General features: G+C 57.4%; 17 protein-coding genes, 1 tRNA gene and 2 pseudogenes. 16 read left to right on the top strand and 4 right to left on the bottom strand.

The genetic code is table 11. The features are described from left to right. Positions 1–304: 304 nt before the first annotated feature. The 3 genes from GSD1FS_RS06610 to dapC all read left to right on the top strand — a co-directional run bounded on the left by GSD1FS_RS06610 (position 305) and on the right by dapC (position 3594). Positions 305–1900, top strand: a complete 1596-nt coding sequence (locus GSD1FS_RS06610) for an amino acid permease (protein ID WP_343030238.1) — start codon at positions 305–307, stop codon at positions 1898–1900. Between the two features lie 90 nt (positions 1901–1990). Next, the gene (fdxA, locus tag GSD1FS_RS06605; protein WP_155588911.1) at positions 1991–2314 is read left to right on the top strand and encodes a ferredoxin; all 324 of its coding nucleotides are present in this window, start codon (positions 1991–1993) and stop codon (positions 2312–2314) included. A 128-nt stretch (positions 2315–2442) separates the two neighbouring features. Further along, entirely contained in the window at positions 2443–3594 is a 1152-nt protein-coding gene (dapC, locus tag GSD1FS_RS06600) for a succinyldiaminopimelate transaminase (protein ID WP_155588910.1), read from the top strand. 7 nt (positions 3595–3601) lie between these two features. On the opposite strand, the gene dinB is transcribed toward dapC, so the two are convergent. After that, positions 3602–4879: a DNA polymerase IV gene (gene dinB, locus GSD1FS_RS06595; protein ID WP_155588909.1), complete on the bottom strand. Its 1278-nt coding sequence runs from the start codon at positions 4877–4879 to the stop codon at positions 3602–3604. Between the two features lie 132 nt (positions 4880–5011). Between dinB and GSD1FS_RS06590 the strand changes: the two genes are divergently transcribed. The 9 genes and pseudogenes from GSD1FS_RS06590 to rpsI all read left to right on the top strand — a co-directional run bounded on the left by GSD1FS_RS06590 (position 5012) and on the right by rpsI (position 13696). Further along, positions 5012–5101, top strand: a tRNA-Ser gene (locus tag GSD1FS_RS06590). 588 nt (positions 5102–5689) lie between these two features. Continuing rightward, positions 5690–6679 (top strand): NAD(P)-dependent oxidoreductase, encoded by a 990-nt coding sequence (locus GSD1FS_RS06585; RefSeq protein ID WP_155588908.1) that lies wholly within the window; start codon positions 5690–5692, stop codon positions 6677–6679. Between the two features lie 104 nt (positions 6680–6783). Further along, positions 6784–7418, top strand: a pseudogene (locus tag GSD1FS_RS06580) (IMPACT family protein). Positions 7419–7469: 51 nt separating this feature from the next. Then, entirely contained in the window at positions 7470–8084 is a 615-nt protein-coding gene (locus GSD1FS_RS06575) for an AbrB family transcriptional regulator (protein WP_246165976.1), read from the top strand. Between the two features lie 77 nt (positions 8085–8161). Further along, positions 8162–10330 (top strand): 4-alpha-glucanotransferase, encoded by a 2169-nt coding sequence (malQ, locus tag GSD1FS_RS06570; protein WP_155588907.1) that lies wholly within the window; start codon positions 8162–8164, stop codon positions 10328–10330. A gap of 858 nt (positions 10331–11188) precedes the next feature. After that, positions 11189–11938 (top strand): class I SAM-dependent methyltransferase, encoded by a 750-nt coding sequence (locus GSD1FS_RS06565; RefSeq protein WP_155588906.1) that lies wholly within the window; start codon positions 11189–11191, stop codon positions 11936–11938. A gap of 33 nt (positions 11939–11971) precedes the next feature. Continuing rightward, positions 11972–12478, top strand: a complete 507-nt coding sequence (locus tag GSD1FS_RS06560) for a GNAT family N-acetyltransferase (RefSeq protein ID WP_155588905.1) — start codon at positions 11972–11974, stop codon at positions 12476–12478. A gap of 257 nt (positions 12479–12735) precedes the next feature. Then, positions 12736–13185, top strand: coding sequence for a 50S ribosomal protein L13 (rplM, locus tag GSD1FS_RS06555; protein ID WP_343030237.1), 450 nt, complete (start codon positions 12736–12738; stop codon positions 13183–13185). Between the two features lie 19 nt (positions 13186–13204). Further along, positions 13205–13696, top strand: coding sequence for a 30S ribosomal protein S9 (gene rpsI / locus GSD1FS_RS06550; RefSeq protein WP_004268556.1), 492 nt, complete (start codon positions 13205–13207; stop codon positions 13694–13696). 112 nt (positions 13697–13808) lie between these two features. Here rpsI and glgX read toward each other — a convergent pair. Further along, a pseudogene (gene glgX, locus GSD1FS_RS06545) lies at positions 13809–16447 on the bottom strand (glycogen debranching protein GlgX). A 197-nt stretch (positions 16448–16644) separates the two neighbouring features. Further along, entirely contained in the window at positions 16645–17781 is a 1137-nt protein-coding gene (locus GSD1FS_RS06540) for an ROK family transcriptional regulator (protein ID WP_155588902.1), read from the bottom strand. Between the two features lie 411 nt (positions 17782–18192). Here GSD1FS_RS06540 and adhE point away from each other — a divergent pair, with 411 nt between their 5' ends. Further along, a complete protein-coding gene (gene adhE, locus GSD1FS_RS06535; protein WP_343030236.1) occupies positions 18193–20925 on the top strand; it encodes a bifunctional acetaldehyde-CoA/alcohol dehydrogenase in 2733 nt (910 codons plus the stop codon). A 393-nt stretch (positions 20926–21318) separates the two neighbouring features. On the opposite strand, the gene GSD1FS_RS06530 is transcribed toward adhE, so the two are convergent. Next, positions 21319–22119 (bottom strand): YwiC-like family protein, encoded by an 801-nt coding sequence (locus GSD1FS_RS06530; protein ID WP_155588901.1) that lies wholly within the window; start codon positions 22117–22119, stop codon positions 21319–21321. A gap of 555 nt (positions 22120–22674) precedes the next feature. Between GSD1FS_RS06530 and GSD1FS_RS09875 the strand changes: the two genes are divergently transcribed. The 3 genes from GSD1FS_RS09875 to rplC all read left to right on the top strand — a co-directional run bounded on the left by GSD1FS_RS09875 (position 22675) and on the right by rplC (position 25103). After that, positions 22675–23235, top strand: a complete 561-nt coding sequence (locus GSD1FS_RS09875) for a hypothetical protein (RefSeq protein ID WP_246165974.1) — start codon at positions 22675–22677, stop codon at positions 23233–23235. A gap of 891 nt (positions 23236–24126) precedes the next feature. Continuing rightward, a complete protein-coding gene (rpsJ, locus tag GSD1FS_RS06520; protein ID WP_006295278.1) occupies positions 24127–24435 on the top strand; it encodes a 30S ribosomal protein S10 in 309 nt (102 codons plus the stop codon). A 17-nt stretch (positions 24436–24452) separates the two neighbouring features. Next, a complete protein-coding gene (gene rplC, locus GSD1FS_RS06515; protein WP_155588900.1) occupies positions 24453–25103 on the top strand; it encodes a 50S ribosomal protein L3 in 651 nt (216 codons plus the stop codon).

The raw sequence follows: 25103 nt of genomic DNA, 5'->3' as shown, positions 1-25103 counted from the left end.
CCCGTGCTTGTCAACGTGGAAATCTAACGGAAACACTCGCAGCACAAGGAGCAGTGGTCATAATTCAAAATATGACACAGAAAATAATAATTATTATTACATATTCGCCAGTATTTCATACATAATTATGAAATACTGGCGAACTTTGTTTAAATATTCAACTGTATTATTCGCGATAACATAAACATCACTGTGAGCGAAACGCGTTAACTTAGCGTCGTAATATGACCACGAAAGAACCGGCGAAGCCAAAAGCTAAGGAAGTCGGCCATTGTTGTGTTGGAAGAGAGAATAAGGGCACGTCGTGCAGATATTCAGAACAAAATCCGTCGAGCAGACATTGGCTGAGACGGAAGAAGAGGGTCATTCACTCAAACGCAATCTCAGCTGGTGGGATCTGGCTGTTATGGGCGTCGCCGTCGCAGTGGGCGCCGGCATCTTCTCGGTGGGTGCGCAAGCCGCGGCGTTCCACGCAGGTCCAGCGGTTATTATCAGCTTCATCATCGCAGGCATCGTCTGCGGCGCAGCGGTCATGTGTTATGCGGAATTCGCGTCGGTCATGCCGGTGGCAGGCTCCGCATACACGTTCACATATGCGACGCTCGGTGAGATCTTCGCATGGATCATCGGCTGGGATCTCATTCTCGAGATGCTGATGGCAAGCTCCGTCATCTCCAAATACTGGGGCGTCTACCTGAACGACTTCATGCGGTTGATGGGATTGAACTTCAACACGAATGTGACGATAGGATCGTTCCATCTCGACATCGCGCCTATTGTGATCGTCGCGTTCTTCACTACGTTGCTCGTGTTCGGCACGAAGATCGGCGCGCGCGTCGACGGCGCGATGACCGTGCTCAAGATCGCCGTCGTGCTATTCGTCGTGGTCGTCGGATTCTTCTACGTGAAGGCATCGAACTACACGCCGTTCATCCCTCCAGCACAGCCCGCCTCCAGCGTGCCGAACGCCACCACGGTCAACGGAACGATGGGGCAGCCGCTCTTCCAGTGGCTCACGCACGCGTCGCCGACCATCTACGGCGTGCCGGGCATCATCTCGGGTGCGGCCCTCGTGTTCTTCGCGTTCATCGGCTTCGACGTGGTGGCCACCGCCTCCGAGGAAACCGAGAATCCTAAGCGCAACGTGCCGCTCGGCATCGGCGTCGGCATGGGTCTGATCATCATCATGTATGTGCTCGTCGCCATCGTCACCACCGGCATGGTCTCCTACAAGCAGCTCGCCTCCGTGCAGAATCCGTCGTTGTCGACCGCGTTCGAGCTCGTCGGCGCGGATTGGGCGGCGAAGATCATCAGCTTCGGCATCTGCCTCGGCCTCGCCACCGTCGTCATGGTGCTGCTGCTCGGCCTGACCCGCGTGGTGTTTGCCATGAGCCGTGACGGTTTGCTGCCGCGCGATATCTCGCGCACCGGCAAGCATGGCACTCCAGCCCGTCTGCAGATCGTCGTCGGCGTGGTCGTCGCGCTGATCGCAGCCTGCTTCAACATCGACGTGCTCTCCGACATGGTGAACATCGGCACGTTGTCGGCATTCACGCTCGTCGCCATTGCCATCCCGATCATGCGCAAGAAGCGCCCCGACCTGCCGCGCAGCTTCAAGATGCCAGGCAACCCGTGGGTTCCGCTGCTCGTCGCGCTCGCCAACTTCTACCTGATGCTCAACCTGACCGTGCTCACTTGGGTTCGCTTCCTCGTGTGGCTCGTCGTCGGATTCATCATCTACTTCGCCTACGGCTACAGGCATGCCCGCGTCGGCACAGGCGAACTTGACGCCGAAGTCGCGCAATATGAGGAGCACCAGCATCTCAAGGCGGCGAAGGCGGGAACGCCGGCGAAGTCTCAAGCGAAAGCGGGCGAAAAGAACACGCCAGCGCAATCATAGTTGCGCTCAATGGCGGTTCGTGGAGACATGCCTTGGTGTGCCGCTGTGCGCACTCAGCGGTACTCTAGTGACAGATAAAAGGAGGTAGCGATGGCCTATGTGATTGCACAGCCTTGCGTTGACGTCAAAGACAAGGCATGCGTGGATGAATGCCCAGTGGACTGCATCTACGAAGGCAAACGTTCGCTCTACATCAACCCGAATGAATGCGTGGACTGCGGCGCCTGCGAGCCAGTGTGCCCGACCGAAGCCATCTTCTACGAAGACGATCTTCCACCGGAGTGGGAGTGGTATAAAGACGCAGCCGTGGAATTCTTCGCCGAAGTCGGCGATCTGGGCGGTGCCCAGGCAGTCGGCCCTATCGGCAAGGATCCCGAGCGCGTCGCCGCTCTGCCACCGCAGAACGCCGCCTGATTCGTGGCTCATGGGCGCGTTCGCACACCTCGGTGCTTGAGGTGCGCGAACGCGCCTTTGCTGTTTTCCGCTGCTGTTATCGCCGTATTCGCCGACGTATTCAATGCATTCAACTGTGAAGGAACACTATGGGATTCCAGGATTTTTCAACGCCATACGACTGGTCGCGTCTCGCCAGGTTCAAGCGCATCGCCGCGAACGCGCCAGGCGGCATGATCGACCTGTCTGTCGGCTCGCCGGTTGACGCGGTGCCAGATTCCGTGCGCAAGGCGCTCGCCGTCGCCTCGAACGACCCGAACGCCTACGGGTATCCGGTCACCGCCGGCACAGCCGACCTGCGTGCGGCCATCAACGAGTGGTTCCGCAACTGCCGCGACGTTGAACTTGAAGCCATTCACGCTGACGTGGTGCCCACCGTCGGCTCGAAAGAGGGCGTGGCGCTCATGGCGTCGCTGCTGCAGCTCGGGCAAGGCGATGTGGTGGTGCAACCACGCGTGAGCTACCCGACCTACGAGATCGGCACGCAGCTTGCCGGCGCGCAGGTTCACAAGGTCGACGATATCGCTGATGTGACGTCATGGCAGTCGATTCCGCAGGTCAAGGCTGTTTGGGTGAATTCGCCGTGCAACCCCACGGGGGAGGTGTTGAGTGCGGAACAGCTGCATCGGATCGTGCAGGCCGCGCGTGAGATCGGCGCCGTCGTGCTTTCCGACGAATGCTATGCGATGATGCATTGGACTCCCGCCAACGACGGAGACGGCAATACGCAAGCCGATCTCGAATCGTCGCCATGCGCATTGCGTGCGGATGTGTGCGAGGGGAGTGCCGAAGGCATCATCGTGCTGTATTCGCTCAGCAAGCAATCGAACATGGCTGGCTACCGCACGGCATTGCTCGCCGGCGATGAGCAAATTCTCAGCCGCATGACGGTGTTCCGCAAGCAGATCGGACTGATCATGCCGGGGCCGGTGCAAGCGGCGATGGCGGCTGGCTTGCGTGACGTGCATGCGACCCGCGAGCAGCACAACAGGTATTACGAACGTCTCGGCGATCTCGTGTGCGCTCTGCGCGGCAACGGCTACCGCGTGAACATGCCTCAGGGGGCGTTGTATGTGTGGGTGAAGGCGAAAACGGGGGATTGCTGGCAAGACCTCGAAGAACTCGCACAGCTCGGCATCGTGGCGAGCCCAGGCGAATTCTACGGCGCACCCGGCTATCTGCGTTTCTCGTCGACGGCACCCGCGGAGCAGATACAAGACGCCTGCAACCGCCTCGCCTAACCCCTCGTCAAGCACCGAGATGGGCGCTGTTGGTGCCGAATTTCTCGCGTATTTTGTCGAGCGCCTCTTCAGCCGTCCGCATGCGAGTGGACTTCATCTCGCCGGACGGCTCGTCGCTCTCCTCCAGCAGATCGTCAAGCGTCGGCTGAATAACCGTTTGCGAACGCTCGCTTAACCCGCTTGCGCTGATCCCCGCCAAACGAATCGGCCGAGTGAGCCTCGCCGATGTTCCCGCAACGCTTTGCGGCATCGCCAACATGCGCAGTAGCAGTTCAACGCTCGCCGGATAGAGTGCGCTCGCCGCGTCGGTCGGCTGCTCGAGTTGCATCTGCCGCGTCATATAGCTCAAGTCCGGAAACCTCAATTTCACGGTGAGCGTGCGCGCGAGCAGCTGACGGGCACGCAACGAAGCGGCGACCTTCTCACAGCATTGGCGCAACAGCGCACTCACCGTCGAGAGCTCCTCGCAATCCTCGCTGAACGTGCGCTCCTGTCCGATCGATTTCTCAGGCGCGTGCAGCACGATCGGGCGGTGGTCGATGCCATGCGACGCCTCCCACAAGTGTTGTGCGGCAAGCGCGGAGCCGGTGGCGCGCGTCAGCTCGTCCACGCTGCACTGCGCAAGTTCTGCCACTGAATTGATGCCCCACGCGTTGAGCCGCTTCTCCTGCGCGGGTCCGATGCCGGGAATGCCCCGCAATGGCATCATCTGCACGAACTGCGCGTGCTTGCTCAACGGAATGAGCAGCATGCCATCAGGCTTCGCGTTCGTGCTCGCCATCTTCGCCACGAGTTTGTTGCCCGCAATGCCAACCGAACAGGTGATGTTGTAGCGTTCCGCCACCTGCGCTCGCACCCAGCGCGCGATATTCGTGGGGCTGTTCCAGCGCAGCAGCGCGCCGGACACATCCATATAGCATTCGTCGACCGACACCTGCTCGATCTGATCGGTTATCTCGCTGAGAATATGGTGGAAGATCTCGTGCGACACCGCCGAATAGTAGTGATGGTCGACCGGCAGAAAAATGCCGTTCGGGCACAGTTGATGCGCTCGCGCAGCTGGCATAGCCGAATTGATGCCATATTTGCGCGCCTCGTAGTTCGCCGCGGAAACCACGGCGCGGTGCCCGGTGCCTACGATCACCGGCTTGCCCGCATATTCGGGGTGACGCGCGATTTCCAGTGATGCGAAGAACGCATCCATGTCGATATGCAGCACTGTGCAGCCACGCTCGTCGTGGCCCCAGTCGCGTTTGGCGGCTTCTATTCGCGGTGCAGTGCTCATATGGCCACTCTAGCTGAACAAATGTTCGAATGGAAGTTGTGCGCCTGTCGCCGTGTTGACGAATTTTTGTTCACTCCGGTGTTTCGTCCGTTTTATCTGCTACTATCAATATTCGTTGCTTGATTGCAACGTGGAGTCATGCCTGAGTGGCCGATAGGGGCACCCTGCTAAGGTGTTAGTCGTGTAAGCGGCTCGAGGGTTCGAATCCCTCTGACTCCGCCAGCTGGGGCTTCCGGTTCGTGCCGGAAGCCTTTTGTTTTCCTGTTCCGCATACCCGCCCGATTCCCGGACTACTGTGTTCGAACCACATGCCGTCACATCCTGCGCGCACACGTCAACGCGATACTCGAACGAATGCCATGTGAGTCTTCTCGCTGTCGGTAGAACCGTTTCCAATGCCGCATAAAAGGCAAAGCGCACGAATTAATAGAAGATTCACTGTTTTCTGTCAGAGATTTTTAAGAGAAAGCGAATATGCTTGCGCTCATTGGGGATTTGCGCAAGTTAGTTGAAGCAGCGGTACGCCTTTGTCCGTCGCTTCACTTGCATATGATAGTGCCCGCATGCCGAATTTTGCAAATTTCTGGGCGATTTGACCTAAAGTCTTTCGAATGATTTTCGAAAAGCTGCCTAAATAATACAAGTCTTTTTGCCTAGATAATGCTCGAACATGTTGCGCTTATTGGGCTGCGGCTGTTCAATAACAGACGGCCATCACCTCAAAATCTGACTAAAATTTCAAACACAACACTGCTGTGAAATCTCACACCGGCGCGTCGTACGAAATACGCGATAACTACACTGCTGCCCATGACACGGATTTTGCACACCCAGCAGGAACGCACGGATCTGCCGCTCACGGTGATGCCCTGCGTGGTTGACGACATGATCGAACCGTTCATGCAGCATTTCGATATGCTGCGTGACGTGACGCGCCTGCGCATGTACACCGACACGACGCTCGACCCGCAGGAGATCATCCGCCGTTGCGAAGGCGCCGACGCGGTTATCGTCATCGGCGTGCATATAACCGATGAACTCTACGAAGCACTCACTTCGCACGTCAAACTCTTCGTGTTCGGAGGCACCGGCGTCGCCAGCTACATCGATCTGCCGCGCGCCGAGCGTGACGGCGTAGGCGTGTGCAATGTGCGGCATTACGGCGACGCGGCGGTCGCGGAATTCGCCGTCGCGCTGATGATGGAACTCTCCCGGCACGTCGGCGAACTCAATACGCAAGTCAGAAACGGCGACTGGCACGGATTATTCGGCACCGAACTCAACAATAAAACGCTGGGAATCCTAGGATTCGGCGGTATCGGGCAGACTGTCGCGCGCATTGCGCACGGCTTCGGCATGAACGTGCGCGTGTGGAACTCGCACGTCCATGCCGACTCGCTCGACGGCATAGAACTCGTCGACAGTATGGCAGATCTGGTGGCTGGGTCAGATATTGTGTCGGTGCACCTGCCGCTCACCGACGAAACGCGCGGCATCATAACCGACGATGTGCTCAGCAAACTGCGCTCGGGAACGATGTTCATCAACACCGCGCGCGCCGAAGTCATCGCACACGGTGCGCTCGAGCGGAGACTGATGCGCGGCGACATTCTCGCTGGACTCGACGTGTTCGAAGAGGAACCGCTGCCCGCAGATAGCCCACTTCGCACAATGCCCGGCGTCATACTCACGCCGCACGTCGCGTGGCGCGCCGACGGCGCGTACGCGAGCATGACCGAGCAGATCATGCGCGCGCTCGTCTCGTTCTTCGAAGGCGGCGACTACAACAGGGTCGTGTGAAACAGCGGCGTGAAACTACAGTCTGCGCAGGCGGGGCGCTAAGCTGAATATGCATATTGATATTCCGCAGTGTGTGCTCACACTGCGCGCAGACGAGGGAGATTATGCGTACGATTCTCAACACAGCCGATTCGCCCGCACACGACTCGTTCGTCGAGAAAAATCTGAGTTCATAGGCGACGCGTGCCACATCGACTCACTCGACGATGCGCTCGCCTTCGTCGAAACGATTCGCGAGCAGCACCCGAAGTCACGGCACGTGGCATACGCGGCGATCGTCACCGGCGAAGACGGGCGCGTGATGGAACGCATGAGCGACGACGGCGAACCTTCGGGCACTGCCGGCAAACCGATTCTCGACGTGCTGCGCGCGAACAGTCTCACCGACTGCGTGATCGCCGTCACCAGATATTTCGGCGGTATTCTGCTCGGTTCCGGCGGACTTATTCGCGCATATTCCACAGGCGCGTCGATCGCGGTGAAAGCAGCCGACGTTGCGCAGATCGTCGTGTGCGCTCGCTACCGCGTGCCATTGGAATATGCGCAACTCGGGCCTATGCGCCACCTGATCTCCACGCTCGGCGCCGTGGAACTCAACGCCGATTTCAGCGACCACGTGGAGCTTGAAATACTAGTGAACAACAGCGATCGCGAGCAATTCGAACACCGCGTGACCGAGGCATTCAGCGCGACGGTCACACCGGAGTTTCTTGATTTGCAAAACCGGGCGATGCGCTGATAATAGATAGTCCGAGCAGATCAGCACAACGTGAATGAATGAGGATTGAGCATGGCGGAAGATAGCGCGCAGGAAGAAACACAGCAGTTCGAACCGTTGACGACGACGTACGAAAGACTGCGGCACTCGACCGACGAGCAGGAGCTGCACGACTTCGCGCGGCGCCCACTGCCGGACCGTGCGCAGCAAGCTGCGTTCTCGCGCGCCACGGCACTGCTCGAAGCGGTCGCGGGCAACGCGCACACGCCGTTGGAAGACCGCGTGTTCCTCGCGCAGTCGATGCCGTTCCCGAACGTGCTGGTTAAGCTGTCGGAAGACGAGTCACCGGAAGTGCGCGAAGCTGTGGCAGCGAATACCGACGACAAGAACTGGCTCGTCGGCAGATTGACGAAAGATCCGGTGGCGGAGGTTCGTGACGCGGCGCTGAAGAATCCGCAGACGTCGTGGAAAATGCGCATGGAAGGCGCTCAAAATCCCGAAGTTGATGCGCAAACCTTGGATTTCCTTGCAAAACTGGGAGTGGAAAGCGAGGAAGGCGCGCCGGTTATTTTGGCGACGATGGTGCGCCGCGCTGTAGCGCTCAATCCGAACACCGCACAGGAGACTCTCGATAGGCTGAAAAACGACCCGAGCCCCGAGGTGGCGAAAGCGGCGGCAAGCCGATAACGTGCAGGAGATGCAAACGTTTGCTTTTTCGTGCGAAAAACGCGCGTAACCGGCGAATATGGCATACACTAATGACTATGAGTCAACAGCATGAAGAAAGCCCGGAACGTCTCGCGCGCCCGCTGGTGCGTCTGGCGCAATCCATGGGCGTAGCAACCAGTTATGTCGGCATGTCGCAGGACTTCCACGAAATTCCCGACGACGTGCTTATTGCAGTGTTGGCGGCGCTCAACGTAGACGCCTCAACCCCACAGGCCATCGAGCAGGCTTTGGAACGCGTGAACAACGAAGCGGCGATGCGTTTGGTCGAGCCGACCGTGCTGCACATCGTGGGCAGCGAAACGCACGTGCCGATTCACGTGGGCATCACCGATGCGCCAAAGGCGACGATCACTCTCGAAAACGGCGACGCCTACACCTCGGATCTCGTCATCGAGCCACTGCCCGATGTCAAGGTGCATGAAGTCAACGGCACGTTCTTCTCGACCGCGCAGCTGGTGCTGCCGGACGATCTGCCGATCGGCTACCACACGCTGCACATCGAATCCGGCGACCGCACGGCCGATGCAACGCTTATCAGCGCGCCACAGCGCATCCCGCTGCTCAACCCGCTGAAGAACGGTTCGTTGTGGGGCTGGATGGCGCAGCTCTATTCGATTCGTTCCCAGGAATCCTGGGGTGTCGGCGACTTTGCGGATCTGCGCACGTTGCTCATGAATTCGAAGCGCTACACGAACGCCGATTTCATGCTCATCAACCCGGTGCACGCAGGCGAGCCGGTGTCTCCGCTGACGCCATCGCCATACCTGCCGGTGTCGCGCCGCTTCATCAACTTCACCTACATTCATCCGGAAGACATTCCGGAATACTACGGCCTTGACGATGCCGCCAAGCAGTCGATCAAAGACGCGCACGCGAAGATGGAAACCTACAACACCGATCCGAAGCTCATCGACCGTGATGCGATGTGGCTCGAGAAGGAGCCGGCTCTGCGCACCATCTTCAACGCTGGTTTGAAGCCGGATCGCCAGAAGGCGTTCGACGCATACAAGGCTCAGGCGGGCGAAGACCTCGAAGCTTATGCCACCTGGTGCCTGTGCTACGCGAAGTGGGGCAAGCCGGAGAACGATCCGAACAATTGGATCAAGAAGTACGATAAGAATTCGCCGGAAGTTCAGCAGCTTCGCGAAGATAACGCCGACTTGCTCGAATTCTACCGTTGGCTCGAGTGGATCTCCGTCGAGCAGATGCATGCCGCACAGCAGGCCGCACGTCAGGCTGGCATGAAGATCGGCATCATGAGCGACATGGCGGTCGGCGTGCACCCGGCAGGCTCCGAAGTGTGGTGGAACCCTGAGCGCTTCGCCAACGGCGCCACCGTGGGTGCCCCGCCAGACATGTTCAACCAGCAGGGCCAGAACTGGAGCCAGCCGCCGCTCAACCCGGTGGCGCTCAAGGAAAGCGGCTACAAGGCGTACCGCGAAATGGTTCGCGGCATGTTCGACTGCGCCGGCGCTGTGCGCATCGACCACATCCTCGGTTTGTTCCGCCTGTGGTGGATTCCGGAAGGCCAGCCAGCTTCCAACGGCACCTACGTTTATTACGACCACAACACGATGCTCGCCATTCTCGCCATCGAAGCCAACCGCGTCGGCGGCCTGATCGTCGGCGAAGACCTCGGCGTTGTGCCATCGTATGTGCAGCAGTCGCTCTCGGAGCACGCCATTCTCGGTTGCGCCGTCGAATGGTTCGAACAGATGGACGGCGTGTTCATCCCACCGAAGAAGTGGCGTCCATACGCGCTGGCCTCGGTCGACAACCACGACATGCCGCCGGCCGCAGGCTACCTCGAATACGAGCATGTTCGCGTTCGCGAGGAGCTCGGACTGCTCGGTGAAGACAGCCGCGCATTCGAGGCAAGCGCCAAGTCCGAACACCGCGCCATGCTGCAGATGCTCGTCGACAACGGCTACCTCGACGTTGACGTGATGAACAACGAAGAAGGCCGCTGGCAGGAGATCGTCGAAGCGCTCTACCGCGCCCTCAAGAGCTCGCCGTGCAAGCTGCAGGCCGTTTCGTTCGTCGACGCCGTTGGCGAGCGCCGCACGCAGAACCAGCCGGGAACCGACAACGAATACCCGAACTGGCGCATTCCGCTTGCCGACTATGACGGCAAGAACGTTGCGCTCGAAGACCTCTTCGACTCCGATCTGCTTCAGCGCATCACCAAGATCATGAACAGCTGATTCGCTATTCTCCTGCAATGGGCGGTAGGTTCTCCTGCCGCCCATTTTGCTATGCTCTTCCGCCTGCGTGCATCGACCTGCCTGAGTCAGTGGCATCTCTGCCTGCTTTCCGCAGGTATATTCTGCTCAATGCCCGTTGGAGCCATCGCTCGCGCACATTGAGCAGAATAATTCTGTTATTTGCACGCAGGAGGCTTCGTTTGCGTGCATCCAGCAGCTCTCTTCTGTTGCGTGCACGTGAGGAGAACCGTTTACGCGCACGGAACAGCCCGGTTCTGCTAATTGCACGTGAGCAGCTTTGTTCGCCTGCAGCCAGCAGGTCAATTCTGCTCAGTGTGCACGTCGACGCTTCTTCATTAGCTTTCAGCACTTTCATTCTGTTGGCTGCACTCGAAGCAGCCTGTTGGACTGCATCTAGCAGTTCTCTTCTGTTGTGTGCACGTGAAGAGCCTTGCTCATATGCTCTGAACAGCTTCATTCTGTTGGCTGCACGCGAGGAGCTTTGTTCGCGTGCATTCCGCAGGCCAATTCTGTTGATTGCAGGCGAGGAGCATTGCTGGCGTGCAATGAGCATGTCCGTTCTGTTGGATGCACGCGAAGAGCTTCATCAGCGTGCATTTAGCATAATCATTCTGTTGTTTGCACGCGAGGATGGCTACTGGTGCACACGGAGCAGCTCCGTTCTGTTGGATGCACGCAAGGAGGCTCACTCAGCTGCAGTTAACAATTTGCTCCTGCTAACTGTGCGTGAAAATTCGCGTTGGCGTGCAGTTAACAGAAGTAGTATGCTCACGGTGTTTGACCGCTCCGTCACGTAGCCTAGAACCAATCAATGCTTACGCAGGTAAGGAAACTGCCATGGATTACCAGAGTATAAACGCGCAAACCACCGACCGCTGGGTCGATGACGGTTGGCAATGGGGCGAGCCCATCTCCCACGAGGATTTTGAGCGTGCGAAGCGAGGGGACTGGGACATACTGCTCACGCCCACGAAACCCGTTCCTCACGAATGGGTTGGTGATGTGCGAGGCAAGCGCGTGCTCGGTTTGGCGAGCGGCGGCGCTCAGCAGATGCCGATTATGGCAGCCCTTGGCGCACAGTGCACAGTGCTCGACTATTCGACCCGCCAATGCGAAAGCGAACTCGAGGTGTCGCAGCGCGAAGGCTACGACATCAATGTGGTGCAGGCCGACATGACCCAGCCGTTGCCGTTCGCCGATGATTCCTTCGATCTGATTCTCCACCCGGTATCGAACTGCTACATCGAACAGGTCGAGCCAGTGTTCCGCGAATGCTTCCGCGTGCTGAGCTCAGGTGGCTCCTTCCTCGGCGGCTACGACACCGGCGTCAACTACATCGTGGACTCCACCGAAACGAAGATCGTGCACGGTCTCCCGTTCAACCCGCTCGTCAGCGAAGAGGATCGTCTTGAGCTGGAGCAAGACGATGGCGGCATGCAGTTCTCGCACACACTCGAAGAGCAGATCGGTGGTCAGCTCAACGCTGGCTTCGTGCTGCGCTCGCTGTATGAAGACACGAATGGTGACGGACGCCTCCACGAGCTGAGCATCCCAACCTTCATCGCCACTTGGAGCGTCAAACCATAACTTGGAGCAGCTGCATATTAGAGAGGATGGTACATGAGCGGCGACGTAGTGCTTCGAGAAGCGCGTGAAGAGGATTACCCGTTCATTCTGCGGGTCAATGAGGAGAACGTGGCGGTGCTCTCGCCGATGGACGAAGCCCATCTTCGCAAACTCGACGAAGGGGCGTTGCGCACATTCATCGCTGAAGTGGACAGTGCCCCTGCCGCGTTCGCCATTGTGATGAGAGACGGTTTCGATGCCTACGACAGCCAGAACTACCACTGGTTCGCGCAACGCTATCCGCAGTTCGTATATGTCGACCGCATCGCCATCGACGCTCCCTACCGCGGCAGGGGAGTGGGGCGCGCGATCTATGATGCGGTGTTTGACCTCGCGCGCGAAACCGAATCTCCAGTGGTGGCCGCCGAAATCGACACGATTCCCTACAACGAGCCGAGTCTGAAGTTCCACGAGTCAATGGGGTTCCATGAGGTCGGCACGCAGTTCGTCAGTGCCAACGGCGTGCAGGTCTCCCTCCAAATCGCGCCCGTGCAGCACTGATCGGAGGTTGTTTGAGCGTTGTAGGAGTAAAATCAAGCGCTCGATGAAGCCGCAATGAAACGGCTCGTGCGGTGGGTGAAAATGTCAAGCAATGCGGTACACTAATAGATTGTTGTGTTTCCCTACGGGGTCCTTCAAAGCGCTTTCCCACTCGCATAAGGACTTTCAGGGAGCCCACGGTAATGAGATCTGAAAGCCAAGGGACTAACCAACCCACGCCGGACGATCCGAAACACAATATAAAGAAAAGGTATATCGTGAAAACTTTCACACCGAAGCCAGCTGATCTGACTCATGACTGGTACATCATCGACGCCACCGACGTCGTTCTCGGCCGTCTCTCCGTCGCCGCAGCCAACCTGCTGCGCGGCAAGAACAAGCCGTCCTTCGCACCACATGCCGATTCCGGCAACTATGTGATCATCATCAATGCCGACAAGATCGCTCTGACTGGCGACAAGCTGGACAAGGAACTCTATTCCCACTCCGGCCGTCCTGGTGGTCTTCGTCGTGACACGTATGCTGAGCTGCTCAAGAACAAGCCTGAGCGCATCATCATGCACGCTGTCAAGGGCATGCTGCCAAAGAACAAGCTTTCCAAGGTTCAGCTGACCCGTCTGCGCGTGTTCGCAGGCGACCAGCATCCGCACCTTGGCCAGGCGCCGAAGGTCTACGAGATCGAACAGGTCTCGCAGCAGGCAAAGTGAACCGAAGGAGATAAGAACAATGGCTGAGAATACCAACAACTCCGCGGTTACTGAGACCGAGGAAACCACCGCTGCATTCACCACCGAGACCAACTCGGGCGCTGGCACCGGCACCTCCACGATCGCTCCTGGCTATGGCACCGGTCGTCGCAAGGAAGCCGTTGCCCGTGTTCGCCTGGTTCCGGGAACCGGCGAATGGAAGATCAATGGCCGTACGCTCGAAGAGTACTTCCCGTCGAAGCTGCTCCAGCGTGAAGTCAACTCGCCGATCGTGCTCCTGAAGCTCGAAGGCAAGTTCGACGCGATCGTTCTCGTTGACGGTGGTGGCACCACCGGCCAGGCTGGTGCAATCCGCCTGGGCGTTGCCCGCGCACTCAACGCGATCGACCGTGACGCCAACCGCGCCGCCCTGAAGAAGGCCGGCTTCCTGACTCGCGACGCTCGCGTCGTCGAGCGCAAGAAGGCTGGTCTGCACAAGGCACGTCGCGCTCCGCAGTTCTCGAAGCGTTAAGTCTTCTGTATATACGAGAAAAGACCGTTCCACATTATGTGGGGCGGTCTTTCTGCATTCTGTGCCGTGTATTGCGCTCTCGTACCGCGCAATACACAGGCTCACAGGCTCGTCACCAATGCTGATGCGAGCTTTGCAACATGATGCTGATGCTCAGTGCTGGGAACGTCCACACGTTGTCGGCAACTTCATGCTCGCCGCCGGCACTTTGCGATTCGGCAGACTTGGAGGAATCTGAAGTATTCGCCGGCTTGTTGTTCACTGACGCAGATTCGGTGTTCTGCACAGATTGCCAGCTGTTATTCGCCATATGCTTGTCGATCGTGTCTTGAATACGCTTGTCGAAAATAGACTCGAGCATATGCGTCTCGTCTTCGCTCAGATGAGACGGGTGCGCTTGAGGGAGTGGCTGAGACACTCCGGTGGCATGATCGAGATCGTGCATCGGCAAGGTATCGCGCTTGTGCTGCAGCGTTTCCGTGAGCGGAGGCATTGCGGTGCGCGGCTTGAACTTCGCGACGCTCGTGCCGGGAGCCGGTTTTTCGCCGGTTGTCTGCGCCGAAGACCACAGCAGGTGGAACGACGAGTCGGCGGGCAAGTGCATCTGCTGGTTATTCTCACTGCCATTGACGACGATCACCGCATCGGATTCGTTCTTGAAATGCAGATGCATCATGAACGAACGGATGGCTGGGTTGCTCCAGTCCTGATCGATCGGCATCGTGCCGTCTGGCAACGACCACTGCACACGGCTCGACGGTTTCAGCAGCCCGAGCTGGGAGAGCCTGGTGAAGAACTCCTCGTGATTGTAGATGTCGAGCGATTTGCGCACGGCGATCAGGTTCGAGGTGGCTTCAAGCTGGCGGGATTCCGGCGTCTCCTCGGTGCAATTGAGCCAATCCCAGTCAAGCCAGGTGATCTCGTTGTCTTGGCAATAGGCGTTATTGTTGCCACCCTGCGAATTGCCGAACTCGTCGCCGGCGAGCATCATCGGCGTGCCGAGGGAGAGCATGAGCGTGCCGAGCATGTTCATGCGTGAACGTTCGCGGGCGTTTTCGATGCTCAAATCGTCGGTCGGGCCTTCCACGCCGAAATTCGCCGAATGATTCACGTTCGTGCCATCGTTGTTGTTCTCGCCGTTCGCCTCATTGTGCTTGTGGTCGTAGCTCGTCAAATCCGCAAGCGTGAAGCCGTCGTGCGCGCTGATGTAGTTCACTGAGGAAGTCGCTCCACGGCCGGGGTCGGTGGCGAACAGGTCGGCGGAACCGCACAGGCGCGTCGCCATCTCCTGCATCGTGATCACGCCATGGCCAGCGGCCTGATTGATGTCGGAGAGCCAGAATTGGCGAGTGGTGTCGCGGAAACGGTCGTTCCATTCGCCGAAGGGGGAGAGGAACTGGCCGGTGCGCCAACCTTGGAAGCCCAAATCCCAAGGCTCCATGATCAGCTTCAGGTTGCCAAGCAGTTGGTCGGAGCGCAGCGCGTAGAGGAATGGGTGGTATGGGGTGAACACGCCTTTGAGTCGTGCCAGCGAGACGCCGAGATCGAAGCGGAATCCGTCGATGCCGATGCGCTTGGCCCAATAGCGCAGCGAATCCACTGCGAATGTGATGTTATGCGTATCAGTGAAGTCAATGGTGTTGCCGCAGCCTGTCGTGTCTTCAAGCTCGCCGGGGCGTTGCGCCTGCTGACGGTAGAACGAGAGATTGTCGAGCCCGCGCCAACACACGCTCGGGCCTCCGTTGCCGCCTTCGCATGTGTGGTTATACACGACATCCATCAGCACTTCGAAGCCGGCTTCATGCAGGGCGCGCACCATGTTGATCACTTCGTTGCGCACTGCGCCGGCACCCTTGCTCTGCGCCTTTTTCGTGGCATAGCTGGGTTCGGGGGAGAAGAAGTTCAGTGTGGAATATCCCCAGTAATTCGTGCGGTCGCGCTCCTGAAGGAACACTTCAGACTGCTTCGCCATGATCGGCAGCAGCTCGATCGACGTGACGCCCAGATCCTGCAAATACGCGAGCGTGGTCGGGTGCGCGAGTCCGGCATATGTGCCGCGCAGTTCTTCCGGCAGCCACGGTGCGTTCTTGGTGAACCCCTTCACATGCAACTCATACACCACGGTTTTGCTCCACGGCACATGCGGGTGGCTCGGATCCCCGTCATGCTTGCGGGTGTCGCGGTCGTCGATGGCCACGGAAACAGGGCAGGAACCCAGCGAATCGACCGTGCTCATCGCGCCGTAGATGTCGCCGTGAATCCTGCCGTCGTCGCCAAGCTCGCTCTGATACGCGAACATCGACGGGTTGAGTTTCATGCTGCCTTCGATGCCCTTCGAATATGGGTCGATGAGGAACTTGTGCGGGTTGAAGCGCAGTCCGTGGTGCGGATCCCATGCGCCGTCTGCGCGGAATCCGTAGTGCAGGCCGTCCCAAGCCTTGTCGAGATGCCTGTACCACAGCCCGTAATTCGGGCCCGACATTTGCAGCAAAGTTTCGCGTGCACCTATCTGCGGTACGACGCGCGAGCAAATCTTGTAGTGGTGCATGTATTCGATGAACTGCTCGTCGGTGGCGTCGTCTGGCAAACGAACCGCCTGATTGTAGAACGCGCTCGGCTGGTCGAGCGGTTCGAGCACGCTCACCCACAACTGCTCCGCTGTTTCAGAACGAACAACGACGTCAGCGCCGCCGTCATCGGTGTAAAAAATCCAGGGCGCGTGGCGTAACGATGTAATTTCTGTAACTGCATGCTCTCATAGTAAGGGCGAAGCCGCGGTGAAAGCAATGCGGCACCGCGATTCATTGCTTTGTGAGCGTAATCCGCTGCGTAATGATACTTTCTGCGAAAGTTCGCGCAATATGTAAAGTTTGCGATTGCTCTGCCAGAATAATCGACAGATATGCGATCTATGACCGACTTGCTTCCCGGGGTTTTTATTGCTATTTCTAAATTGCGCTGCAAACCTCGTCTATGTAGGACTGCACGAAACGCAACGCCGCGCCTATCTCGTTCTGATCGTCGAGGCACAGACTCTTGCGCAATGCGAAGTGGTCGGTGTGGAAAGCGCTGCGTTCCTCGACGAGTTCGCGAAGATGCGCGATATCGTGTTCGTCGAGGAAATGCGCGGCCTCGCCGCCGATGATGATGTCGCCGGCGAGCAGTCCGCGAATATTGCATATGGCTTGCGCCACATTGCCAAGCCACTCGTTGAATCTGCGCCTATGCTCCTGCTCGCCCTGCTCAAGCACGCTGAAGAAGCCCGAAAGACTTTCTCCGTCTTCCGCGAGCGTCTCCGGCGAGCAGTAGACATCCATGCAGCCGTGCTGACCGCAGTAGCAGAGTTTACCTCCCGGAATCAACGTCATATGCTCGATCGTGCCGTTGCACAGATTCGGCCCCTGATAGAGCGCGCCGCTGACGATAACCGCGCCGCCCGGTCGCCGGTCGAGATACACGCACACGGCGTCGCTGAGCGAGTGATCGAACCAGAGTTCAGCCATTGCGGCGGCGTCGGAGTCGTGGATCATGATGCACGGATAGTCCACGTTCTGCGCGATCTCATCGAGGCTGAGTCCGGTGTTCTGCATGATTTTGCCGAATGTGATCGTCGTGCCGCTCGCGTCCACGATGCCTTGGATCGAGAACGCGACGCCGAGCACCTGCCCGCAATTCTTCGCGACGCTTTGCGCGAAGGAGTTGATGATCGTGCCCATCTGCTGATAGTAGCTGTCGGTGTTGCGGTATGAGATCAGGCGCACGCGGCGCGCTATCACCTCGCCGCTCAAATCGACCGCGCACATGGTCAGACCACTCGAGCGCATCGTGACGCCGATGGCGGCGCGATGAGTCGGCGTGAACGCAAAAGTCTGCGCTTTGCGTCCACCTGTGGAGTCGAGTTGTTCCGCTTTGTGAACAAGACCCTCGTCTTCGAGTATGCGCAGATTTTGTGTGATTGTGGGCAGACTCAGTCCCAATTCGCGCTCGAGCATCTGCTTCGTAGCCGGACCGTGGGTGTAGAGAAAGGCTGTCATGGCGCGCTTGTTGAGTTCTTTGACCGACATCGTTGACGATCCCTTTATCATGGCTCTCCATTCGCGGTGTTGGCGGATATGCTGTTCTGGAAAACATCATACTTTATAAAAGTGCTTGGTGAAAGTTAAATACGCTGATAACACTCAACTAAGTAATTTTTAAAAAGTAATTTATAGAACTGGTTTTCGGACGTGTGTTTTGTATACAAAAACATCACAAATAAGAACAAATCGAGTGAAATACTGCCAAGAATGTTCGTTTCACTCAATAATCTTAACAAAAAAGATAGGAATAGAACACGAATGGAACGACACGACGCAGACTAGACAAGCGTATCTCTTTTCGGTACATTGTGATGCAGGTCACTTATTCAAGTGCCCGGCATATGTTCCGTAAGCAATCTGCAAACGGTAAGTGAACATCACACTTTTGCAAAACCCAGGAATCGAGGAGGACTTCAAGTGGCAGAAGCAAAGAAAAAGGAAGAGCCGACGAAACCGACTCCAGAAGACAAGCAGGCCGCAGCAGAAGCTGAGGTTGACGAGCTCGTCAAGAAGGCGCAGAAGGCTCTTGCCGAATTCGAGAAGCTCGATCAGGAGACCGTGGATCGCATCGTGGCGAAGGCCTCCGTCGCGGCGCTGAACAAGCATCTCGTGCTTGCGAAGATGGCGGTCGACGAGACCGGCCGTGGTCTGGTGGAAGACAAAGCCACGAAGAACATCTTCGCCTGCGAGCACGTGACCAACTACATGGCGGGGCAGAAGACCGTCGGCATCATTCGTGAAGACGACGTGCTCGGCATCGATGAAGTCGCAGAGCCGGTCGGCGTCGTTGCAGGCGTCACCCCGGTGACGAACCCTACCTCCACGGCAATCTTCAAGTCGCTCATCTCACTGAAGACCCGTTGCCCGATCGTGTTCGGCTTCCACCCGGGCGCACAGAAGTCCTCCGTCGCTGCGGCACGCATCGTTCGTGACGCGGCAATCGAGGCAGGCGCTCCTGAGAACTGCGTGCAGTGGATCGAGCACCCGTCGATCGAGGCTACCGGCGCGCTGATGAAGCACCCAGGCATCGCCACGATCCTCGCAACAGGCGGCCCGGGCATGGTCAAGGCGGCATACTCCTCCGGCAAGCCAGCCCTCGGCGTCGGCGCAGGCAACGCACCGGCATACGTCGACGCGAACGTCGACGTGCAGCGCGTGGCCAACGACCTGATCCTGTCGAAGCACTTCGACTACGGCATGATCTGCGCCACCGAGCAGGCCATCATCGCGCACAAAGACATCTATGCGCCGCTCGTCAAGGAGCTCAAGCGTCGCAAGGCATACTTCGTCAACGACGAAGAGAAGGCCAAGCTCGAGAAATACATGTTTGGCTGCACCGCGTTCTCCGGCGAAACCCCGAAGCTCAACTCCGTCGTTCCGGGCAAGTCGCCGCAGTTCATCGCGCACGAAGCAGGTTTCGAGATTCCTGAGGATGCGACGATCATCGCGGCAGAGTGCTCCGAAGTCGGCGAGAACGAACCGCTGACGATGGAGAAGCTCGCACCGGTTCAGGCCGTGCTCAAGTTCAACGACAAAGAGCAGGGCTTCGAGATGTGCGAAGAGATGCTCAAGCACGGCGCCGGCCACACCGCCGCCATCCACACGAACAACGATGACCTCGTTCGCGAGTATGGTCTGCGCATGCACGCCTGCCGTATCATCTGGAACCAGCCAAGCTCCCTCGGCGGCATCGGCGACATCTACAACGCCATCGCCCCGTCGCTCACCCTCGGCTGCGGCTCCTACGGCGGCAATTCGGTTTCCGGCAACGTGCAGGCCGTCAATCTGCTCAACATCAAGCGCATCGCTCGGAGGAACAACAACATGCAGTGGTTCAAGATCCCGGCAAAGACCTATTTCGAGCCGAACGCCATCAAGTACCTGCGCGACATGTATGGCGTGGAACGCGCCGTCATCGTCTGCGACAAGGTGATGGAGCAGCTTGGCATCGTCGACAAGGTGATCGACCAGCTGCGTGCACGCTCCAACCGCGTCACCTTCCGCATCGTCGACTACATCGAGCCGGAGCCATCGGTCGAAACCGTTGAGCGCGGCGCTGCCATGATGCGCGACGAATTCGAGCCGGACACGATCATCGCAGTCGGCGGCGGTTCCGTCATGGACGCCTCGAAGATCATGTGGCTGCTCTACGAGCACCCGGAAATCGCGTTCTCCGACGTGCGCGAGAAGTTCTTCGATATTCGTAAGCGCGCCTTCAAGATCCCGCCGCTGGGCACGAAGGCCAAGCTCGTGTGCATCCCGACCTCGTCTGGCACCGGCTCCGAAGTCACGCCATTCGCCGTCATCACCGATCACAAGACCGGCTACAAGTACCCGATCACCGACTACGCGCTCACCCCATCGGTCGCCATCGTCGATCCGGTGCTCGCCCGCACGCAGCCTCGCCGCCTCGCATCCGATTCCGGCTTCGATGCGCTCACACACTCGTTCGAAGCATTCGTCTCCGTGTATGCGAACGACTACACCGACGCCATGGCCCTGCACGCGGCCAAGCTGATCTGGGACAACCTCGCGGAATCCGTGAACAGCGAGCCGGGCGAAGCCAAGAAGAAGGCGCAGGAGAAGATGCACAACGCCGCTACGATGGCGGGCATGGCATTCGGCTCTGCGTTCCTCGGCATGTGCCACGCTATGGCGCACACGATCGGCGCACTGTGCCACATCGCACACGGCCGCACCAACTCGATCTTGCTGCCATACGTGATCCGCTACAACGGTCAGGTTCCTGAGGAGCCGACCTCATGGCCGAAGTACAGCAAGTACATCGCGCCTGAGCGCTACCAGGAGCTCGCCAGCCTGCTCGGTGTGAACCCGGGCAAGACGCCGGCTGAAGGTGTCGAGAACCTGGCGAAGGCAGTCGAAGACTACCGCGACAACAAGCTCGGCATGAACAAGAGCTTCAAGGAATGCGGCATCGACGAAGACTACTTCTGGTCGATTCTCGAGCAGATCGGCATGCGTGCCTACGAAGACCAGTGCGCACCGGCCAATCCGCGCATTCCACAGATCCAAGACATGATGGACATCGCAGTTGCCGCCTACTACGGCGTTTCCCAGGCCGAAGGCCATGCGATGCGCATCGAGCGTGAGGGTCTGGGTGCTACGGAGGAAGCCTCCGAGCGCGTCTGATGTGATTCCCAGTCACTGCCAATAAACAAAATGAGCCACCCACCCGGGTGGCTCATTTCATATCTTCGCCCATTCCTACTTCCATATCCCCGCCGGAGAATAATTCTCCTATCTAGTGCATCCCCATCATTACGAATATCCATTCCGGAGAATTATTCTCTAACTGAGCGGCCTCTCAGCCACACGATTATCCTCCGCCGGAGAATTATTCTCCCGAACAGGGGAAGCTCAACATTACAAACATCCGAAATAGAGAATAATTCTCTGATTGAAAAGCACTTGCAAGCGGCAGATTACAGAGCAGGCAATTAGAGACACATAATGCAGTTCCCCTAATAATACCGAGATAACTGACCTCATATACTCTTTATATATATGTCTATATATATGTCTTCACATTGGTAGCGTCATCGCAGCATAGGTTATCAGCGAGAATGAGATCAGGCTCGATACGCATTCGCTGATGCCGGCGACTTTCACAGTTTGCTTGAGATTTCGCGTTGCAAGCGGCACGATGATTGCGCGCGCGAGCAGAATCACACCGAGAATGCCATAAATCAGGCTAAAGCAGAACCCCACTGCGGTTATGAGCGCATGCCAAGCCCACGAAGCGGCGAGATACCGCGAATTGCCACGTTCGCGAATCATCGTTTTCACATAGAGCACACTGGCGAACAACACCAAGGCATAGGCGCACGCAATCTCCACACCGCGCGCCGGCAACATCTCTTGAAACGGCCGACTCAAATGCGAACCAAGGCAAGTCACGGGAATCGCCATCGCGCTCGATGCAAGCACTGCGCACAAGTTCGCGATGATGGAATGCTCGGCTCGGTTGTATGAGCAGATCAGTGAACCGGCGAACAGTACGGCAAAAAGCGGCGCCCACCAGAGAATCTCAGGGAATTTCAGCAGAAACGGGACTCCCAGAATTGCGAGTAATGCAGCATATGTGAGCATAGGCGCACGGTACCGTGCACGACCGCGTGATTTTGCGAACCTCGCCGCACAGAACTGCACACAGTAGCACAAACACCACAGCACAACGAGCCACACGGAGTTCCAGCTCGGTCCGCCTGCGATGAATGCTGTGAGCGCGGGCATGAGCACGATCACCCATGCGCCCGGCTCGGTTGAAATCCAGTCGCGTAGTTTGAGAGTGCGTCGTGTAGGTCGATTGGTCTGGTCTGCCATGGCGTCCAAGCTTACGTGAACTCGCGCGGACATACCAGAGCTCAGCTTGTTTTGAGTTAACTGCGTTAATTATCCACATTTTTCTACAGCTTGCATTCGCGTCAGCTGTGTGAATACCGTTGAGTATGGAACAGAATAATGAATTACGAGAGCTCATGGCGCAGGCTCAGCAACAGCAGCGCTGCATATACGCGCACACGGATCGGCAGGGGAAGTTGTTCGCACGACACTGCGAGGCTGGCGATCTAATGCGAGTATATCGAGGTATCTATGCGGAGACGGAGTTGTGGCAAACGCTCACGCCTCCCACGCGAACCGCATATCTTGCTCGAACGTTATCGATCAAGCATCAGCATTGGGTGTTCACTGGGCAGACGGCAGCATGTATACGCGGCCTCGATTTTCCGTGGCACACGCTCACTAGGTTTTCATTGCCGGGATGCGCATCACCGGACTGATAGTAAGCAATTGCGGCGCATATATTGTTCGAATGTGGAGACTGAGCGCGTCAACGGGGTGCCCGTGACCACTCTGGCTCGCACAGCACTCGACTGCGTGTTCACTATGGAGCCATGTGCGGCGATCGCAATACTGGATGCTTGTTTTCGTGCCGGACTAACTCAACAAGAGCTGTTGCAGGAATGCGTTGAGAACGGCATGGATTGTTCTGCAGTGCTCACGCTGCTGCCTCACGTGAATCCATCGAGTGAAAATGGAGGCGAAGCGTATGCGCATGCTGTCATAACCGCACAGCTGGGCTTCCGCAAACCACAACAGCAGGTCGAGCTCATTGACCCTCTCACTAACAACACGCATCGCCCTGATTTTTATTGGGTGCTCGAAGATGGGACGATCATTGTCGCAGAACTTGACGGCAGTGAAAAATATGTGAATCCGCAGATGACGGGGGCGCGCGCTATTCACGAAGTTGTTGCGGACGAGCGTGAGCGTGAGAAATCGCTGGAACGTGCTGGAGTTAAACGCATTGTGCGATTCACGTTCGACGAAGTTCTTCACAGCGACCAATTGCGCGATAAGCTCCTCGATGCCGGGGTTCCCACAGATTTTAAAAGTGTTGTTAACATCAACGGCCACCAGGTGGCGGTTATTGAGTAAGTTGCTTTTGCGCATGCGTGCGTGAGTGCAGTAGTGGTTGGACGAGTTGCGCGCGTGGACATTTCTGATGTTTTCGCGCGCAAAATCTCAACGTAGCAGTGTAACTTACGCTGAGTTTAGAAACATTGTTCTTAGTAGCAACGCGGCTAATAATGCTGGTGGAGCATTCGTCGTAACGCCAAAATCGGTGATTATCGCTGGTGAAAATGCGCAAGTACGAATACTTACAATATTTAGGCTGACCTTTTGCTTGGGGAGATTGCCGGCCTAGCTTATTCATGGGAGTTACGTACGGCTTAACCTAGCTGATTTATCTCTAGCTGTTTTATCTTAAGAGGATTATTCTCTATTTCGGATGTTTGTAATGCTGAGCTTCCTTTGATCGGGAAAATAATTCTCCGCCGGGGATGTTCGTAATGATAAACCGGCTCTAAGCGGGAGAATAATTCTCCGACGGAGGATAATCGTGTAGCTGAGAGGCCGCTCAGTTAGAGAATAATTCTCCGCGGAGTATGTTTGTAATGGTCTACGCGCTCTGAATTAGAGAATAATTCTCTGGCGGAGGATAATCGTGTGAGTAAGAGACCACTCAGTTAGAGAATAATTCTCCGGAATGGATATTCGTAATGATTGGGACGACACGCCATGGGGGAGTTACTAGGAAATGACCACCCCCGGTGTTTAAATATAGAAGTTGCCTGATTTAGGGCTCGCATAATTGGAATCAAAAAGCGAGCGCAGCACTGAAGCCCACAACAATGTGGGTTTTGCATGGCTGCGCACTGATGTGGAAAGTCTTTGAGGACGTGTGCCTGAAGACTTCGAACGCCGGTGCCCTGTAGCAGGTTAAGTCATATTGATAACACGAATCGCTAGAAAGGGCGGAAGGCAATGGCGGGACAGAAAATCCGCATCAGGCTTAAGTCCTATGACCATGAGGTCATCGACCAATCGGCGAAGAAGATCGTCGAAACGGTGACGAACGCGGGTGCAACTGTGGTTGGCCCGGTTCCGCTCCCGACTGAGAAGAACGTCTACGTTGTTATTCGTTCCCCTCACAAATACAAGGATTCTCGCGAGCATTTCGAGATGCGCACTCACAAGCGTCTCATCGATATTGTGGACCCAACCCCAAAGGCTGTGGATTCCCTTATGCATATTGATCTGCCCGCAGATGTCAACATCGAGATCAAGCTGTAAGGGAAGGAGGAACCGCAATGTCACAGAATAAGAATCGCAGCGCACTGCTGGGCAAGAAGCTCGGCATGTCGCAGGTGTGGGATGAGAACGGCTTCTTCGTCCCTGTCACGCTGGTTGAGGTTTCGACCAACGTTGTCACTGCAGTCAAGAACGAGGAATCCGACGGCTACCGCGCTGTTCAGCTCGGCTATGGCCAGGTTGATCCTCGCAAGGTGACCAAGCCAATGGCCGGTCACTTCGCCAAGGCAGGTGTGACCCCTCGTCGTCACCTCGCTGAAGTTCGTACCGAGAACGTCGAAGACTACCAGCCGGGTCAGGAACTGACCGCTGAGGTCTTCCCTGAGGGTGTGCAGGTCGACGTGACCGGCACCACCAAGGGCAAGGGCTTCGCAGGCACGATCAAGCGCTGGGGCTTCAAGTCCTATCGCCGCACCCACGGCTCCCACAAGAACGAACGTCGTCCGGGTTCGGTCGGCGCATGCGCAACTCCGAGCCGTATTCTCAAGGGCAAGCGCATGGCTGGTCGTATGGGCCATGCTACCAATACCGTGCAGAACCTGACCGTCGTCTCCTCTGACGTCGAGAACGGCATTCTCGCCATCAAGGGCGCTATTCCAGGCCCGAAGGGCGGCATTGTTCTCGTCCGTTCTGCAGTGAAGGGAGCCTGA

This window comes from Bifidobacterium canis (assembly GCF_009727065.1).
Taxonomy (GTDB): Bacteria; Actinomycetota; Actinomycetes; order Actinomycetales; family Bifidobacteriaceae; genus Bifidobacterium; species Bifidobacterium canis.
This window is presented reverse-complemented; position numbering and strand designations above follow the sequence as displayed.

Bases quoted from the DNA above. Each gene is read 5' to 3' on its own strand.
- GSD1FS_RS06530 (WP_155588901.1), bottom strand. From the start codon at position 22,119: ATGGCAGACCAGACCAATCGACCTACACGACGCACTCTCAAACTACGC.
- dinB (WP_155588909.1), bottom strand. From the start codon at position 4,879: ATGAGCACTGCACCGCGAATAGAAGCCGCCAAACGCGACTGGGGCCAC.
- malQ (WP_155588907.1), top strand. From the start codon at position 8,162: ATGAGTCAACAGCATGAAGAAAGCCCGGAACGTCTCGCGCGCCCGCTG.
- dapC (WP_155588910.1), top strand. From the start codon at position 2,443: ATGGGATTCCAGGATTTTTCAACGCCATACGACTGGTCGCGTCTCGCC.
- GSD1FS_RS06565 (WP_155588906.1), top strand. From the start codon at position 11,189: ATGGATTACCAGAGTATAAACGCGCAAACCACCGACCGCTGGGTCGAT.
- rpsJ (WP_006295278.1), top strand. From the start codon at position 24,127: ATGGCGGGACAGAAAATCCGCATCAGGCTTAAGTCCTATGACCATGAG.
- rpsI (WP_004268556.1), top strand. From the start codon at position 13,205: ATGGCTGAGAATACCAACAACTCCGCGGTTACTGAGACCGAGGAAACC.
- fdxA (WP_155588911.1), top strand. From the start codon at position 1,991: ATGGCCTATGTGATTGCACAGCCTTGCGTTGACGTCAAAGACAAGGCA.
- GSD1FS_RS06575 (WP_246165976.1), top strand. From the start codon at position 7,470: ATGGCGGAAGATAGCGCGCAGGAAGAAACACAGCAGTTCGAACCGTTG.
- GSD1FS_RS06540 (WP_155588902.1), bottom strand. From the start codon at position 17,781: ATGATAAAGGGATCGTCAACGATGTCGGTCAAAGAACTCAACAAGCGC.
- GSD1FS_RS06585 (WP_155588908.1), top strand. From the start codon at position 5,690: ATGACACGGATTTTGCACACCCAGCAGGAACGCACGGATCTGCCGCTC.
- rplC (WP_155588900.1), top strand. From the start codon at position 24,453: ATGTCACAGAATAAGAATCGCAGCGCACTGCTGGGCAAGAAGCTCGGC.
- GSD1FS_RS06560 (WP_155588905.1), top strand. From the start codon at position 11,972: ATGAGCGGCGACGTAGTGCTTCGAGAAGCGCGTGAAGAGGATTACCCG.